The sequence below is a fragment of the Sphingobacterium athyrii genome, assembly GCF_003071065.1.
Taxonomy (GTDB): domain Bacteria; phylum Bacteroidota; class Bacteroidia; order Sphingobacteriales; family Sphingobacteriaceae; genus Sphingobacterium; species Sphingobacterium athyrii.
The window spans coordinates 412,719-429,837 of sequence record NZ_QCXX01000003.1; the positions used below are offsets into that span (position 1 = coordinate 412,719).

At 43.1% G+C, this 17,119-nt stretch carries 17 protein-coding genes; 11 read left to right on the forward strand and 6 right to left on the reverse strand.

The genetic code is table 11. From position 1 onward, the window contains the following. Positions 1–199 precede the first annotated feature (199 nt). The gene (locus DCO56_RS12475) at positions 200–1,066 is read left to right on the forward strand and encodes a hypothetical protein (protein ID WP_146191048.1); all 867 of its coding nucleotides are present in this window, start codon (positions 200–202) and stop codon (positions 1,064–1,066) included. A 49-nt stretch (positions 1,067–1,115) separates the two neighbouring features. On the opposite strand, the gene DCO56_RS12480 is transcribed toward DCO56_RS12475, so the two are convergent. Then, entirely contained in the window at positions 1,116–1,310 is a 195-nt protein-coding gene (locus DCO56_RS12480; RefSeq protein ID WP_108634103.1) for a hypothetical protein, read from the reverse strand. A gap of 598 nt (positions 1,311–1,908) precedes the next feature. Here DCO56_RS12480 and DCO56_RS12485 point away from each other — a divergent pair. The 4 genes from DCO56_RS12485 to DCO56_RS29285 all read left to right on the forward strand — a co-directional run bounded on the left by DCO56_RS12485 (position 1,909) and on the right by DCO56_RS29285 (position 3,832). Further along, complete coding sequence (locus tag DCO56_RS12485; RefSeq protein ID WP_108634104.1) at positions 1,909–2,664, forward strand: hypothetical protein; 756 nt, start codon at positions 1,909–1,911, stop codon at positions 2,662–2,664. Positions 2,665–2,671: 7 nt separating this feature from the next. Beyond that, positions 2,672–3,076, forward strand: coding sequence for a DUF5675 family protein (locus tag DCO56_RS12490; RefSeq protein WP_108634105.1), 405 nt, complete (start codon positions 2,672–2,674; stop codon positions 3,074–3,076). 371 nt (positions 3,077–3,447) lie between these two features. Further along, positions 3,448–3,675 carry a hypothetical protein gene (locus tag DCO56_RS12500; protein ID WP_146191049.1) on the forward strand — a complete coding sequence of 76 codons (228 nt, stop codon included), beginning with the start codon at positions 3,448–3,450 and terminating at the stop codon, positions 3,673–3,675. Beyond that, a complete protein-coding gene (locus DCO56_RS29285; protein ID WP_165306949.1) occupies positions 3,662–3,832 on the forward strand; it encodes a hypothetical protein in 171 nt (56 codons plus the stop codon). Before DCO56_RS12500 ends, DCO56_RS29285 begins: the two co-directional genes overlap by 14 nt. Positions 3,833–3,913: 81 nt before the next feature. Here DCO56_RS29285 and DCO56_RS12505 read toward each other — a convergent pair whose 3' ends face one another. Beyond that, entirely contained in the window at positions 3,914–4,282 is a 369-nt protein-coding gene (locus DCO56_RS12505) for a winged helix-turn-helix transcriptional regulator (RefSeq protein ID WP_108634108.1), read from the reverse strand. A 199-nt stretch (positions 4,283–4,481) separates the two neighbouring features. Here DCO56_RS12505 and DCO56_RS12510 point away from each other — a divergent pair, with 199 nt between their 5' ends. Then, positions 4,482–5,366, forward strand: a complete 885-nt coding sequence (locus DCO56_RS12510) for an NmrA family NAD(P)-binding protein (protein WP_165306948.1) — start codon at positions 4,482–4,484, stop codon at positions 5,364–5,366. Positions 5,367–5,749: 383 nt separating this feature from the next. Here the strand turns inward: DCO56_RS12510 and DCO56_RS12515 are convergent, their stop codons facing one another. Then, a complete protein-coding gene (locus DCO56_RS12515) occupies positions 5,750–6,070 on the reverse strand; it encodes a nucleoside triphosphate pyrophosphohydrolase family protein (protein ID WP_108634110.1) in 321 nt (106 codons plus the stop codon). A gap of 156 nt (positions 6,071–6,226) precedes the next feature. Between DCO56_RS12515 and DCO56_RS12520 the strand changes: the two genes are divergently transcribed. After that, a complete protein-coding gene (locus DCO56_RS12520) occupies positions 6,227–7,231 on the forward strand; it encodes an Rpn family recombination-promoting nuclease/putative transposase (protein WP_245935831.1) in 1,005 nt (334 codons plus the stop codon). A gap of 74 nt (positions 7,232–7,305) precedes the next feature. On the opposite strand, the gene DCO56_RS12525 is transcribed toward DCO56_RS12520, so the two are convergent. Both DCO56_RS12525 and DCO56_RS12530 read right to left on the reverse strand, forming a co-directional pair. Next, positions 7,306–8,118, reverse strand: coding sequence for a helix-turn-helix domain-containing protein (locus DCO56_RS12525; protein ID WP_108634111.1), 813 nt, complete (start codon positions 8,116–8,118; stop codon positions 7,306–7,308). A gap of 124 nt (positions 8,119–8,242) precedes the next feature. Continuing rightward, complete coding sequence (locus DCO56_RS12530; protein ID WP_108634112.1) at positions 8,243–9,235, reverse strand: SDR family NAD(P)-dependent oxidoreductase; 993 nt, start codon at positions 9,233–9,235, stop codon at positions 8,243–8,245. Between the two features lie 222 nt (positions 9,236–9,457). On the opposite strand from DCO56_RS12530, the gene DCO56_RS12535 reads away from it, so the two are divergent. After that, the gene (locus DCO56_RS12535) at positions 9,458–10,294 is read left to right on the forward strand and encodes an SDR family NAD(P)-dependent oxidoreductase (protein WP_108634113.1); all 837 of its coding nucleotides are present in this window, start codon (positions 9,458–9,460) and stop codon (positions 10,292–10,294) included. Positions 10,295–10,389: 95 nt separating this feature from the next. Further along, entirely contained in the window at positions 10,390–11,340 is a 951-nt protein-coding gene (locus DCO56_RS12540) for a helix-turn-helix domain-containing protein (RefSeq protein WP_108634114.1), read from the forward strand. A 60-nt stretch (positions 11,341–11,400) separates the two neighbouring features. On the opposite strand, the gene DCO56_RS12545 is transcribed toward DCO56_RS12540, so the two are convergent. Further along, a complete protein-coding gene (locus tag DCO56_RS12545; RefSeq protein WP_146191050.1) occupies positions 11,401–11,904 on the reverse strand; it encodes a hypothetical protein in 504 nt (167 codons plus the stop codon). A gap of 515 nt (positions 11,905–12,419) precedes the next feature. Here DCO56_RS12545 and DCO56_RS12550 point away from each other — a divergent pair. Together DCO56_RS12550 and DCO56_RS12555 are read left to right on the forward strand one after the other, a co-directional pair. Next, positions 12,420–15,413: a SusC/RagA family TonB-linked outer membrane protein gene (locus DCO56_RS12550; RefSeq protein ID WP_245935832.1), complete on the forward strand. Its 2,994-nt coding sequence runs from the start codon at positions 12,420–12,422 to the stop codon at positions 15,411–15,413. Positions 15,414–15,424: 11 nt separating this feature from the next. Further along, a complete protein-coding gene (locus tag DCO56_RS12555) occupies positions 15,425–17,056 on the forward strand; it encodes a RagB/SusD family nutrient uptake outer membrane protein (protein ID WP_108634116.1) in 1,632 nt (543 codons plus the stop codon). Positions 17,057–17,119: the final 63 nt, after the last annotated feature.

The window sequence follows — 17,119 nt, forward strand, 5'->3', positions numbered from 1 at the left end:
CTTGTGGATTAATTATTACCAACCTATTATGATGACATTCAAACCTTTCTTTCGGTCGTGGTATGGGAACATGTGGATTATATTATTATTTGCAGGTATTTCATCTTGTTTCATCACTTTTTATACGACGTACGAGTCTTTTTTTTGGAGTATAACCATGAAAAAACATGGCGTGATATTTCTTTTCAGTTGGGTATTAATGCTACTAGCGATAACGCCTATCGCCTACATTGTATACAAACTGGATACGAGTACTCTCTTGGGGCAAAACGATAAATTACGTTATCCGATCCAGTTTGTAACCCTTGTACTTCTATTGGGAGCTATTGCGCTCCGGGTAGTGTATAAAATCTATTTAGCGCTATTCGGTGTGGATTTGCAAAAGCGGGATTATTTTGAACGGGATTTTGTCGTCGTTATGTTCTGCCTGATCATGGTTCAGTTTTATTATGCTTTCCGAAGGGAAAGAAAAATTAATAACTATAGGAAGAAGCGGGGAAAGGTAATGCAAAAATGGCTCTTGCAGAAAGATGAACAGATAAAAGCGCAGGAAATAAAGAGTAATGAGCTGCTTATGCATTATGAGCATGAGTTGGACGAACTGAAAAGTCGGAAACAGCGATTGCGTGCAAACCACGATCGTTTAAGTAGCCATGAATCCAGGTTGAAAGCTTGCCTCAAAGAGGCCACCCAACAGTTTGAGGTAATGATTGGAGCTGTAAGTGAATCTATCAGAATTCCCCAGGTTGCGTATTTCCACCTGAAGGAGGGGTCTGCCAGATCTAAGCTGGTCGACGTTCGCCTACTGGATGGCCGCGAGGGTACCGTCGATATAGATTCGCTAGCCAAAATTGAAAAAATGTGGCCCAACCTATTTTTCCGTGCTGGTCGGGGGATGCTGATACAACATATGGCGATCAAAGATCAATATAGAGATGAGAATGATTATATCGTTGAACTATTTGGCGAATCCAATGAACGGCTAAAGGTATCAGGGGAAACATACGACAGGCTCTTGGAGATAAACCGTGAGTGGATGCAAATATTACCCCGGGATAAGGATTAAAATCAGGGGACGGTAGGCCGTCCCCCTGTCTATATAGCTGTTCTGAGACTCAAAGTCTTTCGATGACTTCCGCTAGCGGTAGGTCGTAATAGGCTGCAAACTCCTGTACGGTGAGGGGCTGATGCCTGGCTTTTCCATAGGCATCTTTTGCCTGTTGATATTTGCGCTGCGCCTGTCTGGGGCTAAGGTCGAGTACGGATGCGACATCCTTTGCACTGATACACAGTCGGTATTTTTTAGTCATTGGAAATAGGGCTACGGATTGTCGTTGGGCATAGCATGAGCATGCCGAGGACAATACCTAATGGTACCATGATTCTCCTGTCAGCTGGATACCTCTCTGTCTATAGCTGCACAATGCCTGCTTCTAAAGACAGCCCTTAAGAAAAAAGTTAATAATCTACATTTAACGTTTGTGCAATTGTTTTGTTTTAAATAATTGTATTATAATAATTTGACCAAGGTTATTTGATCTATTACATAGGGTAAGAAACCGATATAACGGCACATAGATTCTTCCGATATCCGGGTACGTGGCCTTCGTCAGGTGGATACGGTTCATTCTCATTTTACATACTGCTACGCTACTGGTTACTGTAGCTCTTTGGTAGCTTTTTAGTAGCTCTTTAGTACCTTTTTGGTAGGGTATTGGTACCTTTTCAGTACACTCCCGGTACACTCCCCGTACCTTTGCCCTGTCTTTTGATGGACATATTGTGCCATATTCTGCCGTTCTCAGCCTTATGCTGTCTATTTAAGCCATGTTGGCCTTATCCGGCCATTTTGGACAGGGATCAGTTTGGTGCTCAGCATCTTTGTCATGTCATCAAAAACTTAATATCATGGCAAAACAAGAAAGTTTAATCAAGTTTAGAGGCAAGGTCGGGGACCTTTCCTTTAGCAAACACCGCAACCGCGGTTACGAGGTCCGCATGAAAGGCGGCGTGGACAAAGCGAGAATCCTGAATGATCCCAATTTTCAGCGTACCCGGGAGAACATGTCCGAATTTGGTACCGCTGCGGGCACGGCCAAACTATTGCGGATCCAGCTGAACAACCTGCTGCGCACATTTGCAGACAATAGCCTTCGCAACAGGCTGACTTCGCTGATCCACAAGATCCAAAAGTCGGATTCGTTGAATGCGCGTGGCGAGCGCATTTTTCTGGAGGAAAATAGTGCCATGCTCAAAGGGTTTGAGTTCAACCAGGCCAGTAGCCTAAAAATGCTGCTGGGTGAAAAACTGGACACGGCCTATGACCGTACCGCTGGCGAAGCGACACTGATCATTCCAGAATTCAATCCGCAGAAAGACGTCATGTTGCTGCCGGGGGCTACACATATGCTATTCACCCTGGCTGCCGCAGAGCTAAGTTCCGAGGAGGTTCCGCCACGTCCGGTCATGGAAAAATCGGGATATATTCCGCTTATCGGCGTACATGCCGAGCAAACTATCCGGGTGCCGTTAGTGGTGGATCCAACAAAGGTCGTGTACATCATCGTGGGGATCTCGATGTATCAGGAGGTCAATGGGGAATTCTATCCGCTCAAGAACAATCCCTACAACGCGATGACTATTGTCGAGGTCGATATTCCATAGTAAAGCCATGAGTAACAAACATACCCTTAAGCTCCTCCGGAAATATGGGGCTGAGGGAACAAATGGAACAATTACCTTCGAGGGCGAGCATATCTGCCACACGATCGAGCTGCCGGATCGCAATAACATTAAGCGGATCAGCTGCATCCCGATCGGCCAGTACAAACTCGAGAAGATCCGCTACCAGCGACACGGGGAGCAGATCGGTATCCCTCATGTGCTGAACCGTGAAGGGATCTTGATCCACGCGGCAAATAACGCTAAGGACGAACTGCTCGGCTGTATCGCTCCGGTCATCAGCCTGACCGGCGAGGGGCAGGGCACTGAAAGTGGTAAGGCCCTGGCCAAGCTCAAAGCGCTGGTGTATTGCTTGTGGGATATGGGTGATGAAGTGTATTTGAGTATTCGATAAATAGAAGGGCGGGAATAATCATTGCTTTCTTTTGTGTCATCTTTTTAGTTCTCTGGCTATATGAATCAAACTCGCTGCGCTCAGACAGTGATTCATATCTACGCCAGATCCCGTCAAAGCTTGACAGTCAGAAAGCTATAATTTTTATTCCTTGCCCTTCGATGTTTATCGAAAGCTGTGTGGTGGTAAACGACATGATGGTGGTCATTCGCTATATTCCTTGGTGCAATTTGTTTATTGCCCAATGGCTAAATGAATTCAAACTCACTATGTTCAGACAAGAATTCATTTTTAACGCCATTTGGCTTCATCAATTTGCAATCGGAATATCTTGCTTCTGACCGCACATCATGTCTATTTCGCGTAACAAAATGAAAAAGATCTTTAACAAAATAGGACAGGTGCTGCAGCTGGTGCTGGCGGCTCCTGTTAAACTACCGGGTAAGGTGGGGAATGTATTGCGGTATGTGGCTATTGGATTGGGAATATTGGAGACCGTATTGGATGATGACGAGCCACCGCCAGAAGTAAATAAGCCATCTGTCGATAGTCCCCCTGACTTTAGCGAAGAAAGGAGTGGTGCCGATGAAGCTGAATGATCTCCGTATCTCCACTATCGGTGGAACAATCTGCTCCATCTGGGCGAGTATTTCCCTCGGTGATGTACTGCAGACTGTCCTTACGGCTGCTTTGGGTACACTGGTAAGTTTCGCGACAAGTAGGCTATTGGCCAAATTAGGTAAACGGAAAAAATGAGTTGGTTAAAAAGGCGCACAGGGTCGTGCGCCTTTTTTTAAAAAATTGACTATCGACTACTGACTCTGATATAAAAGATCTTTAAACAGACAAATCAGTTGAAGACACAATTTTTTGCCTGTGAAATTCGCCCCACTTACACATTGCTGTAATTAACTCTGATAGTGTCTTACTGTATTCCGTCAGTTCATACTCAACGGTGATCGGTTTCGTATCACAAACTCTTCGATTAATAAGACCGTTAATTTCCAGCTCTTGTAATTCTTTGGATAATATCCTGGGACTTATTCCAATCTCCTTGGATATTTGATTGAACTTCTTTTTACCATCAAAGAGTACAAAAAGTAAAATCAATTTCCATTTTCCGCCGACAACATCCAGTGTATCGCGAATTGATGTCAGGGCATGTTTACAGGTCTGTTCCTCCTTCACAATCTTCTCTTTTTTCATTATTATATTTTTAATAGCTACTATCCTTTTTGTAATAGATAACAAAAGTATAGTATTTTTCTAATAGTTTTGCTAAAGAATATGAACAATGATAATTATAATAGAAAATTAACAGAATTAGGCATTTGTTTAAGATAATGAGAGAAGAATTCGTGTAATGTATATTATAAACAGTTTAAACATTTTAAATCTATTTGTTATGGCTAAAAGAGAGGCTAAAGTACTCATAATTGGAGCTTCCGGACGTGTGGGATCTCATGTTGTTAAGGAGCTGCGTAAGGATAGTACGGGTGTGAGCGTAAGGCTTTCAACGACGCGAAACGATTTGTTGGAGAAATGGAAAACAGAAGGTAATGAGGCCGTAATACTAGATCTTGATAGGCCTGAAACTTTCTCAGCGGCATTAACTGGAGTGGATAGGGTATTTTTATTGACAGGTTATACCTCAGATATGCTTCGTCAAAGTAAAATGCTTGTTGATGCTGCAGAGGACGCAGGAGTAAGTCATATTGTGCACTTGGGGGTGTTTACTTCCCGTCGCGATCGTATACCACACTTTATCTGGCATGATCTTATCGAAACTTATATTGAAACTAGTGGAATTTCATGGACACACCTTCACCCGAATGTTATAAGTGACACTACACTGGTGGTTGACCCTCCCATCACTGAAGTAGGATCATTTTCGATTTTCTTTGGTGAGGCCAAACAAGGTTGGGTGTTCGCTTCGGATATTGCTGAAGTTGCGGCAGCTGTCTTGCGCGAAGGACCACAGAAACATGGGGGAGCTAACTATTTCTTAAGTACAGAAGTGTTGACTGGACCAGAAGTAGCAAACATTTTATCTAAAGCTACAGGAAAAGATATAAAATGTAATGTGCAAGGACCAGAAGCTTTAAAAGCTTATATTGAACAGATCCCATCGGTACCAGTGAAAGCTTATATGGAAAGTGCACTCATTACCATGGAGCTGGCAAAAAGCGGTAAAATGGAAGCTCAGACAGTAGTTAAGGATGATGTAATGACGGTATTGGGACGCCCTGGGCTTACCATGGAACAATGGGCAAAACAAAATTTGATTTGACATTAGTATAGATCAACTGAAATTGTATTGCTAAGAAAACAAAAGGGTTGAATTTTGATAACGATCAATAAAATCATCGCTTTTTGCAATGGAACAATCTGCTCCATCTGGGCGAGTATTTCCCTCGGTGATGTACTGCGGACTGTCCTTACGGCTGCTTTGGGTACACTGGTAAGTTTTGCAACCAGTCGTTTACTGGGTCGTTATAGTAAGCGAAGACGTCCATAATGGATGACAAGGCGCACCCAAACGGTGCGCCTTGCTCATTTAGATGAGGTCGGTGATGGATATATATAGGAATATCACGAATCGTGATTAAGAATTGAAACCTTAATGAAGGAAGGCGTAGTAAAGACATTTAGCTAATGAATGAACTTATATACTTATTTTAAAACGGCCTCCGTTTTGATTAAAAATTGATCAACAGCCTTCCTAATATCAATTCCAGATCTTTCCGCCAAGACAATCAGCCACCAAATGTTTTCACCAAGTTTATGTTCCAATTCTGCTTCAGAACCGGCTTTCGGCCAACGTTGTTGTTGCGACATAACGTTTCTGCCCACTAAACCAGCATCCGTTAAATAAGCCAGCGCATCCTCTTCCACAGTCCATTCACTTCCATGGTGCAGCAATTCCAGTTCGCGATATTTTTCTCTAATTTCCATACTGCGGCGAATGATTTCATCAAAATTTTCTATACTCATATCTTTACTATTGTTTAGTCCACATTGGATTTGTTTCTAATATAGTCATAATCCGTAGATAATTCTCACCGTTAGTTTTGAAACTAATTCAAAAAGTGTCAAACTTATTTTTTACTAAAAATATTAGTTTTATTGATTTGTTTTTACTATATTTACATGCAACAACCAATTATTGAATCTATGAGCGAGCCAGTTTATATAGATCTAGTTTCAGACTATGCTTTTAAGCGCATTTTTGGATCCGAACCCAATAAGGATTTATTGATTTCACTATTGAATGGGTTATTCCGTGGACGGAAATCTATTGTCGATTTATTGTACGAAAAGAATGAACATGTAGGAGATAGCGAGGAGATCGGTACCGTGATCTTTGACCTTATCTGTACTGCTGATAATGGTGAGAAGTTTGTGATTGAAGTACAACGTACTGCACAGATAAATTTGAAAAAGCGTATGCTTTACTACAGCAGTAAGTTGATTGCGGATCAGGCTCCCAAAGGAAAACGGCGAGCGTGGAATTATGCGATAACCGAAGTATACATTGTGGTACTCATGGATGGATTTACTTTTTCACAAGCAGAAGAATCCAGCGCTGTTATTCACGATATCTGTTTGTGTAACAGGGAGACAGGTCGAGTTTTTTATGAAGAGTTGGGGTTTATTTACGTTCAATTGCGTAACTTTACAAAAGTAGAGGCAGAATTAGAAAATGATCTTGATCGTTGGCTTTATGTTTTACGTAATATGTCAAAACTGAACAAGATCCCGGTCTATCTGAAGAAGACTATATTTGAAAAATTATTTAAAATAGCGGAATACGCAAAGTTGAATAAGGAGGAACGAGCAATGTATGATGTAAGTCTAAAACGTAAATGGGATGCTGAAGCTGTGCGCCAATATCAGGAGCAACAGCTTAGCGAGGCTATTCAGAAAGGCCTCGAAACAGGTATTGAACAAGGTATTGAACAAGGTATCGAACAAGGTCTTAAGAAAGGGATTAAAGAAGGAATTGAGAGGGGTGCTGAGGCGAAAAGCTATGAGGTAGTGGAAAATTTGATTAATGAACTTAAGCTTACCGATGATATTATTGTGCGTGTTGCTGAGGTTTCGCTTGATTTTGTACAGAAAGTACGGGCTGATCTAGCCAGAGACAAAAAGTAAGTATTCCCAATATAGACGAAGACCCGATTTGTAGGCAATTGTATCTTTTGGACCTACAGGAAGAACGCCTGAAACTACGATAGGGGATCGGCCAAACGACTGGGAGCCAATCCAAATTGCTTTTTGAAAGCAAATGAAAAATGGGAGAGATTTTCAAATCCTACCTCATAACAGACTTCCAAGGGCTTTTTTTTCTTTTCTGTAAGCTGATAATAGGCAAGTTCCAAACGTTTACGGGTTAACCAACGTTGTGGAGTCATGGTGAAAGCCTTTTTAAAGTCCCGCTTAAAGGTTGTAAGACTTCTGCCTGTGAGGTAACCAAATTTTTCCAGTGGAAGATTGAACATAAAATTCTTTTCCATATAATCGACAAGGTTGATTTTTCCGGGCTCCTCAAAATTAGCAAGCACATGATCGATCTCTTGGTTCAGCGTTCGGAGAATACTGATGGCTTCGGTAATTTTAATGGAAGCAATATCCACAGGGATATCCTTCATATCGAAATATGGGATAAGCGATGCCAGGCAACTTTCCAGGAGCGGGTGATTATTGAAACAAAAAATCTTCGGTGAATTTTTGGGTTGGGGATTTATATTCTTGCCTGCATAGAAATTCTTTAAAGTCTCTAATGATAGATGCATGACAACAGTTTTATGAGGCTCACCGTCTTTAGGATAATTAATAATAGTCGCCAACTGATTTCTGGGAATTAGAAAAATATCCCCTTTTCCAAATATATAGGTAGCATCAGCCTGTACAATCTTGGTTTCTCCGGAAAGAAACCAGACCAGCATATGCTGGTCAAACATAATATCTGATTTGAAAAACTTGTCTTCGTAGCTTGAAAGCTTTATATCTTCGGTAATGTATCGGGCTTGGTATTCCATGATTTTTGCTTTTTTATGAAGGAAATTAATAACTTAAAGATAAGAAATAATAGCATTTACTTTGTTTAAAAGTTCATTGCGAAATTGGGGCAAAATGCAAATCCTGCCCCAGTAGTAAGCTGATTTACGGATTGAAGCGAATACCCGTCATCTCTTCTGTCAGTTTCCATAGTTTCTTCGCATTGGTTTCATCAAGTGAATAAGGATGTACGCCTTTTTGGTCGGTCATATCTGATGATAGTACTGCAATGTCCCCATCCTCACAATAGACTCCTCCAATATGCTCCAGTAAAGGGCTTGTAGCACACCATACTGTTGTAGCTGCTCCTTGTGGGATCGTTTTTAATAATGCCGCTACCTCAGGCAACATGTTGCCATTTACATCCACAAAACCCATTTTTTGAAATAGTTCCAGGGGAGCTTCTCTGCCTAATTCAGTTCCACCAATAGAACCTGGATGAACGGCATAGCTTCTGATATTGGAAGATTGTCCCCGCACATCCAGTTCCATTGAAAAAAGATTGACAGCGGTCTTGGATTGTCCGTACCCCTGTAACGTTTCATATGCTCTGTGGAGGAAATGGGGATCATCAAAATTAAAAGGCGCAAAATGATGACCGTGGGAAGAAACATTGATCACGCGTGCTCCATTGGCTTTTTTTAGTGACGGCCATAATCTGGCACTGAGCTGGAATAGGGCTAAATAGTTGGTCGCCAGTTGGGATTCTATACCCCGTGCATCTCTGCGAAGTGGTACCCACATAATACCTGCATTGTTGATCAGTAAATGTAAGGGCCTTCCTGAGGCTATAAAATTTTCCGCGAAAGCATCAATAGATGTGGGAGACATTAAATCAATTGCGACAATTTCGACATTTCTAATTCCTTCCAGATTCTTCCTTGCCTTTTCAATATCGCGTGCAGGTATGACTACTGTAGCTCCGGCTGCGGCGAGAACTTTTGTGGTTTCTAACCCAATTCCTGTGTTGCCACCAGTGACAATAGCGATTTTTCCGGTAAGATCGATGTTTTGAATGACATCATCAGCTGTTGATTTTGCATTGAAGCCCGAACCGATAGGCTGTTGTTGAACTCCCTGATAATTATTCTTTTCCATTTTGAATACGTTTAATTGTTATTACTGAGACAAAATTAGGACGGATTAACATGCGCCGTTTTGTTCAAAAGTCCTAATTAGCTTTGTTCAAAAGGGCAGGTGATTTTATAACAATACCAGTAGTTCGTTTTTCTTTGTTTTGGTTAGGATAATCCTCATTCTGGCAACGTAAGGTATAGCTATTTAGGAGCAACTTTGCATTAAGATTAATACAATTAACAAATGAAAAATAAACAGAAAGAAAAAGTTTGGTTCATTACAGGATCTTCAAGAGGATTTGGAAAAATATGGACAGAAGCCGCCTTGAAGCGTGGAGACAAAGTGGCAGCTACAGCGCGTAATATCGATAGTATTTTCCCATTAAAAGAAAAGTATGGCGATCAGGTTTTGATTCTCGAAGTGGATGTAACTAATGCCTCGCAAGTGCAAAACGCTATTAGCAAGGCCAATGAATATTTTGGAAGGTTAGATATTGTATTCAATAATGCCGGATATTCTTTGGTAGGAACCATTGAAGAGGGCAGTACTGATGAGGTAAAAGCGATGTATGAAACCAATATTATAGGCCCTATCCATGTAATTCAGGCAGCATTACCTATATTGCGAACTCAAGGTTATGGCCATATTTTGGGGACGTCGAGCGCTGTTGGTATTTATAGTAATCCTCTTATTGGGTATTATTGTTCTTCAAAATTTGCGTTTGAAGCGATATACGATAGTTTATCTAAAGAAGTCGCGGCCTTTGGCATCAAAGTAACGCTGATTGAACCGGGGGCTTATCATACTGAATTTGGAAGTGCTGAATCCCTAAAAATAGCCAGCAAAAAATTGTCGGAGTATGATGCTTTAAAGAGCAGTTTGATGGAAAATTTACAAAAGCTGGAACGAGGAAATCCTATTGCCACTATCGAGGCTATATTTGCTGTTGTAGATGATCAAAATCCACCATTGAGATTACTACTGGGTAAAAACGATTTGCCACATATTCAACAAATCTATGCTGAACGCATTCAGGAATGGGAAACTTGGAAAACTATTTCAGAAGCAGCCCAAGGTTGATCCATCTATGATGTTTTTGACATGCTTTTATTCGCTTTTCTTTTTTGTGAGGAAAAGCGAATATTGCCTAACTTGTAATCTGGAATTTTTATAACATGGCTTCAAAAAAATCGAATCATTCCTTAAAAAGATTTAATACACTGGCTGACGTAATGGAGGCATCTGGTTTTCCGCCCCCAAAGCACCCTTTAATCGTTTTGTTAAACGGTGTAGACAAACCACTTAAAGGTCGTGCACCTAATAGATCGCACGTACTGAATTATTATAAAATAGCTTTTAAACCGGATGCTGGAGGAGAGTTAATGTATGGTCAGACTAAATTTGACTTTAAAGAGGGAGGTTTGTTTTTTGTGGCTCCACAACAGATTCTCTCTTCAATAGAAGAGAAGGATAAAGAGGAAACTGTGGAACAAACAATACTTAGTCCGCAGGTCACACTCCTTATAGATCCTGACTTTTTACTGCAATACCCACTGGCACAAAAGATCCATCAGTACCACTTTTTCTCTTATGCGACCAATGAAGCGCTGCATCTTTCGACCAAAGAAAAGGAAACCATGCTTTCGCTATTCAGAGCTATAGAAGACGAGCTTGAAAGCCGTATAGACGACATGAGCCATAATGTGATCATCTCCCAGATTGAACTGTTGCTAAATTATGCCCAACGATTTTATAACAGGCAGTTTCTGACCAGAAAACAAAATTATCCTAGTCTTACCGACAGTATAGCTCAGTTGCTGGAAGGTTATTTTAATAGTGATAAGGGCATGAATGCCGGAGTTCCAACCGTCAATTATGTAGCTGATCAGCTGCATATGTCAGCAAGTTATTTAAGTGATCTATTACGAAATCTTACAGGGCAAAACACGCAGCAAATTATCCATGATAAAATGATTTACCGGGCTAAAAATAAGTTATCTACTACAGCGCTAACTATTTCCCAAATTGCGTTTGAATTAGGTTTTGAACAGCCCCAATCCTTTAGCAGATTATTTAAATTGAAAACAAACCAGAGTCCACAGCAATATAGAGCTCAATTCAATTAATTTTTTACAGCAATTGATTTTGCTGGAGGTTCAATAACCGAGGAGTACACTTAATAGGAATTATTCTTGCCGATAGACCAGGTCTTTGCTGATGCAATGTTCTTCCCAGGGCATTTCTATAAGCCGGCTATGCGCGTTTTGTGGAATGATGCTTTTTGATGTCGGCAGGTAAAAATGGTTTTTATTTCCACTTCTCAAGGTATCGCGTAGATCAGGGATCTTTTTGAGGTTGCGCTGCAAGGCCGCAAAAAATGCTTTTGCGGATTTGTCAGCTTGCTTCATGATCTGCCGCAGGTGGATGATTTCTCTTGTCTGATCAGTTTCATACCCGCCGCTTCCTGCGATTGTATATTCGGCCACAGGCGAATCGTAGAAGAGACCAGAGCTTGTTATATCCTCCTGATCTGAAAAGGGATAAGTGGTTAGGAAAAATCCATAATAATCCGTAGATGAAAAGCTTTCCAAAAATTCCGACTGATTTTCCTTGCTATATTTCACATAATTCCGCTTGCCTGAACGACGGTTTATCATTTCTATATAGGCGTGTGCATGATATTTTTCCATCGTTTCTGCGCAATACCGAAAAAACAGCTGTGCAGGTATTGCAATCCAAAAGTATTGACCCATTTTCTTTCTTGTATTTAATTCGTATAGTTCTCGTCCATGCTGGTCTGAATGGAAGTTGTTAATGAAATTTCGGATAAGCTTTAAACGCTAGTTCTGCCAGATTTTGTGTTTATAAGTGCTAGATCATATTTGACCAGGGTTAAGTAGTCCAACAAAACTACAAAAATAATCAAATATTCAAGATCAACTTTTACCAAATGGATTGAAGATTACCCTATTGTGCTGTTTGCTTTCTATCGTATCAAGCCTTAGCAAGAGGATATGTTTCATCAATAAATTCTAACCTGAGTCGAAGATATCCAAAGCCAGATACACTTGGAGAACTTTTCCGTCTTGCCGGCAACGATTGCGTAAATATGTTTAGCAGTTTGTATGATAAATACTTAATTTCAAAATGCAAGCGGTTGCACGACCGCAAAGGGAAATAATTAAATTATAAACTTAACAACCTTATGAGACCAAAGATTGAATGGGAGAGTAGGATCCTACTGCCTACTGCCCTAAGCGCGATGCTTGTTTTGTCCGCGCCCAACGCATGGGGACAGGAACAAAGTGTCAAAGGGACAGTGAAAGATCCCCAAGGGAAACCGCTGTCTGGAGCGACAATTCGCTCGGTGGGCAACAACTCTATATCGACATCATCGGATGCCAATGGAAATTTTTCACTCAAACTGCCCAAAGAGGTCAAACAACTGTCTGTCACCTATCTGGGGGCAGATGCCCAGAATGTGGCGATCGTGCCTGGAAAAGCACTCTCGATCGTCCTCCAGTCCAATGATTCACAACTCGATGAAGTCGTTGTCGTAGGCTACGGTACGGTTAAGAAACGTGACCTGACGGGCTCTGTTGTCTCGGTCAAGGGGGACGAAATTGCCAAAGTACCATCGGCAAATATGCTGGAGTCCGTCCAGGGCAAAGTCTCGGGGATGGATGTGACACGCAGCAGCGGATCGGCATCCTCAGGAGTCAATATCACAATCCGGGGCAACCGCTCCATAACGGCTCAAAATGGCCCCTTGTATATTGTGGATGGGATCCAGTACAGCAATATTCAGGATATCAACCCAAATGATGTAGAATCGATGGAAGTGCTCAAAGACGCTTCTTCTACGGCGATCTACGGTTCCAGGGGAGCCAATGGTGTGATCATTATCACGACAAAAAAGGGTAAAACCGGAGCTGCACAAATTGCTTTCAACGCATACGCTGGTATATCCAAGGTAGCCCGCTATCCCGAGGTCATGAACCTCGACCAGTGGGTGAAACTTCGACGCGAGGCTTATCGCACCACAGGTAAATGGAACAGCGAGTCGGATGATGCTGCCATCTTTAATACCGCCGAGCTCGATGCGATAAAAAATAACGAATACACCGACTACTTCGATCTTTTGGTCAAGGATGGATTTCAGCAAAATTATCAGGTCGGCATTAATGCCGGGACCGAGAAAACGAAGGTCTACTTCTCCGGAGATTTCCTAAATGAACGGGGGATCTTTGAACAGGATCGATCAAACCGGTTTGGCGGCCGGCTGAATATTGATCAGGAACTAGGTACCAACTTTAGGGCGGGGATGCAGTCGCAGGTGACACATTACAAAATTCAGGCAGCCCGCGATCCCTTAAATCAGGCCAATAAGATCAGTCCGCTGGGAAAAATCTATAACGATGACGGCAGCTTGATCCTCTATCCACTAAATGGCTCGGCCATCAATCCGCTGGCCGACCTCGAGCCGAATGCATATGATGCGCAAAATATTGCGACCCGCACCCTCATCAATGGTTATCTCGAGCTAAAGCCCTGGAAAGGATTTTCGGGTAAATCAACGATTGGGGTGACACTGAATAATAACCGCGAAGGTTCCTTTGCCGGAATGTACACCATTGACCGTAATGGATCGGCGTCCAAGGCTACTTATGGCACCGAAAATAGCCATTTAGTCAATTGGGAAAATGTATTGTCGTATCAAAACTCATTTGGCGACCATAATTTGACGGTCACGGCGGTCAATAGTATCCTCTGGAACCGATCTGACCATATTGATGCATCGGGTGAAGGCCTCATCCTGGATAGTCAGCTTTTCTATGCCTTGGGCAATGCGTCGAAAAACCTGGCCACCACCACGGGATATAGCATGAATAATTTACTTTCTTTTGCTGGACGGGTCAACTACAGCTACAAGGGAAAATACTTGCTTACAGCCACGGGGCGCTCTGACGGATCGTCCATATTGGCCAAGGGGAGTAAATGGGCCTTTTTCCCATCAATCGCTGCGGGATGGCGCATTGTGGATGAATCGTTTATGAAGAATCAAACCTTGTTTAGCGAATTAAAAGCCAGATTGAGCTGGGGTAGAGCAGGTAACTATGCGGTGTCGCCTTATTCGACACAGAGCAACTTAAGCCGGGTCGCTTTTGCCTACGACGATGCCTCGGCAACGGGATACACCTTTGCGCCTCAGATCGGAAACGCCAATCTGGGCTGGGAGATCACCGCGACGACAAACGCGGGATTGGACTTCGGCTTCATGAAAGGACGTATCTCCGGTACCATCGATTATTACGACTCCAAAACCTCAAAATTATTGCTCGAACGAGGACTTCCGCCTTCGACAGGCGTAAGCAATGTGATCCAGAATATTGGAAAAACCCGGAATCGCGGTTTTGAAATAACCGTAAACGCGGATATTCTGAAAGACAGCAACTTGAAGTGGAACACCTCCATTTCTTATACACGTAATAAGGAGGAGATCGTCGAACTGGTGACCAATGCCGATGACATCGGAAACGGCTGGTTTATCGGTCAGCCAACGACGGTATTCTATGATTACGACAAACTAGGCATTTGGCAGTTGGGTCAGGAGGAAGAAGCTGCTAAGTTCAACCAGAAACCAGGCGATATCCGTGTAAGGGACGTCAATGGTGACGGAAAGATAGATGCGAGCAACGACCGCGTTATCATAGGTACGCCAAGACCAAAATGGTTCGGCTCCTGGGACAATACCTTTAGCTATAAGGGCTTTGATCTCAATATATTGCTTTTTGCACGTTGGGGCCAAACACTACAGCCCAATTTTTTGCGGCGCTATGATCCGCAGGGGCTAGGGCAAAGTACAGCCATCATCGACTATTGGACTCCGGAAAATCCGACTAATGCCAATCCTAGGCCAAACTCAGGGCTCTCACTGGCGAGCACGCTTTACTCCAGCTCCCTGGGTTATGTGGATGGGTCTTACCTGCGCATCCGGAACATATCACTGGGCTACAATTTTCCGCAATCCATATTAAAAGATGGCTTTATCAAAAAATTAAGGGTATATGGTACGGCCAAGAATCCTTTTACCTGGACAAAATCGGATCTGCTGAACTCATACGATCCTGAAAGGGGTGGGTCGGAGAATTTCCCGATGACCAAATTGTTTGTTTTCGGTGTGAATGTTGGATTTTAATTGCTAAAAAAATGAAAAGAACTATTAAAAATATCCTGTTAGCTGCTGTGGTCGTGCTCGCTTCGTCGAGTTGTTCAAAAATCCTGGATGAATACAATCCGAGTGGGCTGACCTCAGAATCTGTTTTCGCGACGCCCGAGGGCTTTGAGTCGCTGGTAAATGCTGCCTATGCTTATCAGCGCTGGTGGTATGGTAAGGAGGAGGGCTACAGCATGTCCGAAATGGGCACGGATCTTTGGATGAGCGGCGCCGGCGATACCTTTCCGGATCTGATGAAATATATTAATCTTCAGGGTAATAATGCAGCCCTGGAGACCGAATGGAAAGCATTGTATTCGGCTGTCAATGTCTGTAACGCAGGTATTGGCCGTATTGACGCTGCTGGTCTAGCACCGGACACCAAGGCTATCCGACTGGCCGAACTACGTTTTCTAAGGGCATTTTACTATTGGCATATCCTGCAGACCTGGGGCGGCGTGCACCTAAGCACCACGGAAACCGCAGGCATCATCACGACGGCTAATAAAACGGCGCCCGAAGAGTTTTATGCCCTGATTGAATCGGACCTGCTCGCAGCGATCAAGGATTTACCTAACACAAGCAAAGATTATGGCCGCGTTACCAATCCAGCTGCCCGCGCTTTTTTGTCGCGCGTGTACCTGTCGGAAGGGAAATATAAAGAAGCCAACGACTATGCATTGTCGGTCATCAAAGGCAACTATGGTTTTGAACTGCTCAAAAACTATGCGGATCTCTGGAATATGGCCAATCTGAAAAATAAAGAAGTGGTCTATACAGTCAATTATTCGACCGACCTGGCGTTGAATGATAAAAGCGATGAAATATTGAATCCCCTCGGACACAACCGGGGCAGCAACAACGGCCACCTGCTATTTCTCATGAAATACGACACGGAGACGGGCATGCAGCGCGACCTGGGAAATGGCCGGCCATTCAACCGGTATATGCCAACACGTTTTCTACTGGATCTGTACCCCGAAGGGGATAGCAGATACGCAGCATCGTTTAAAGAGGTCTTCTATTCGAATAACCCGACGGCAACCGTCAAACTGGGCGATACCGCCGTGTATGCTACGCGCCGGACGGTAAGCAATGTGGGCAAAGCCTATAAGGTATACGACCGAAACTATATTTATGCCAGCGACGGCAAGGTAAAAGATCAATTGCGGTATCCGACACTGAGCAAATTTTTGGATCCGACGCGCCCCTCGTCCAATGAAGCGCAGAGTGCGCGGGACGTCTTCGTGATCCGTTTTGCCGAGCTCTATCTCAATGCGGCCGAAGCACAGTTGCGTCTGGGCAATAGGGATTCGGCAGCACACTGGGTCAATATCATCCGTGCCCGTGCAGCACAATCCGGTAAGGAAGAAGACATGAAAGTCACAGCACCACAGATGACGCTTGACTTTATCCTGGATGAACGGGCAAGGGAGTTTGCCGGCGAACAGATCCGCTGGTTTGACCTCAAACGTACCGGAAAATTGCTTGAACGCGTGAAAGCACACAACCCCGATATCGCTACCTATATCCAGGATTACCATCAGGTAAGGCCGATACCGCAAACGCAGCTGGATGCCATTACCAATAAAGATGAGTTTACACAAAACCAGGGTTACCAATAACAACAACAGAAAAAGGGTCTATCCAAGTTGGATAGACCCTTTTCTGTTTTATAGACAATAGGT

What these genes read in the sequence shown, in the direction of transcription:
- DCO56_RS12520 (WP_245935831.1), top strand. Translation starts at nt 6,227, where the DNA reads ATGCAACAACCAATTATTGAATCTATGAGCGAGCCAGTTTATATAGAT.
- DCO56_RS12475 (WP_146191048.1), top strand. Translation starts at nt 200, where the DNA reads ATGCTACTAGCGATAACGCCTATCGCCTACATTGTATACAAACTGGAT.
- DCO56_RS12550 (WP_245935832.1), top strand. Translation starts at nt 12,420, where the DNA reads ATGAGACCAAAGATTGAATGGGAGAGTAGGATCCTACTGCCTACTGCC.
- DCO56_RS12515 (WP_108634110.1), bottom strand. Translation starts at nt 6,070, where the DNA reads ATGAGTATAGAAAATTTTGATGAAATCATTCGCCGCAGTATGGAAATT.
- DCO56_RS12535 (WP_108634113.1), top strand. Translation starts at nt 9,458, where the DNA reads ATGAAAAATAAACAGAAAGAAAAAGTTTGGTTCATTACAGGATCTTCA.
- DCO56_RS12555 (WP_108634116.1), top strand. Translation starts at nt 15,425, where the DNA reads ATGAAAAGAACTATTAAAAATATCCTGTTAGCTGCTGTGGTCGTGCTC.
- DCO56_RS12530 (WP_108634112.1), bottom strand. Translation starts at nt 9,235, where the DNA reads ATGGAAAAGAATAATTATCAGGGAGTTCAACAACAGCCTATCGGTTCG.
- DCO56_RS12525 (WP_108634111.1), bottom strand. Translation starts at nt 8,118, where the DNA reads ATGGAATACCAAGCCCGATACATTACCGAAGATATAAAGCTTTCAAGC.
- DCO56_RS12540 (WP_108634114.1), top strand. Translation starts at nt 10,390, where the DNA reads ATGGCTTCAAAAAAATCGAATCATTCCTTAAAAAGATTTAATACACTG.
- DCO56_RS12485 (WP_108634104.1), top strand. Translation starts at nt 1,909, where the DNA reads ATGGCAAAACAAGAAAGTTTAATCAAGTTTAGAGGCAAGGTCGGGGAC.
- DCO56_RS12480 (WP_108634103.1), bottom strand. Translation starts at nt 1,310, where the DNA reads ATGACTAAAAAATACCGACTGTGTATCAGTGCAAAGGATGTCGCATCC.
- DCO56_RS12505 (WP_108634108.1), bottom strand. Translation starts at nt 4,282, where the DNA reads ATGAAAAAAGAGAAGATTGTGAAGGAGGAACAGACCTGTAAACATGCC.
- DCO56_RS12490 (WP_108634105.1), top strand. Translation starts at nt 2,672, where the DNA reads ATGAGTAACAAACATACCCTTAAGCTCCTCCGGAAATATGGGGCTGAG.
- DCO56_RS12500 (WP_146191049.1), top strand. Translation starts at nt 3,448, where the DNA reads ATGAAAAAGATCTTTAACAAAATAGGACAGGTGCTGCAGCTGGTGCTG.
- DCO56_RS12545 (WP_146191050.1), bottom strand. Translation starts at nt 11,904, where the DNA reads ATGGAAAAATATCATGCACACGCCTATATAGAAATGATAAACCGTCGT.
- DCO56_RS12510 (WP_165306948.1), top strand. Translation starts at nt 4,482, where the DNA reads ATGGCTAAAAGAGAGGCTAAAGTACTCATAATTGGAGCTTCCGGACGT.
- DCO56_RS29285 (WP_165306949.1), top strand. Translation starts at nt 3,662, where the DNA reads ATGAAGCTGAATGATCTCCGTATCTCCACTATCGGTGGAACAATCTGC.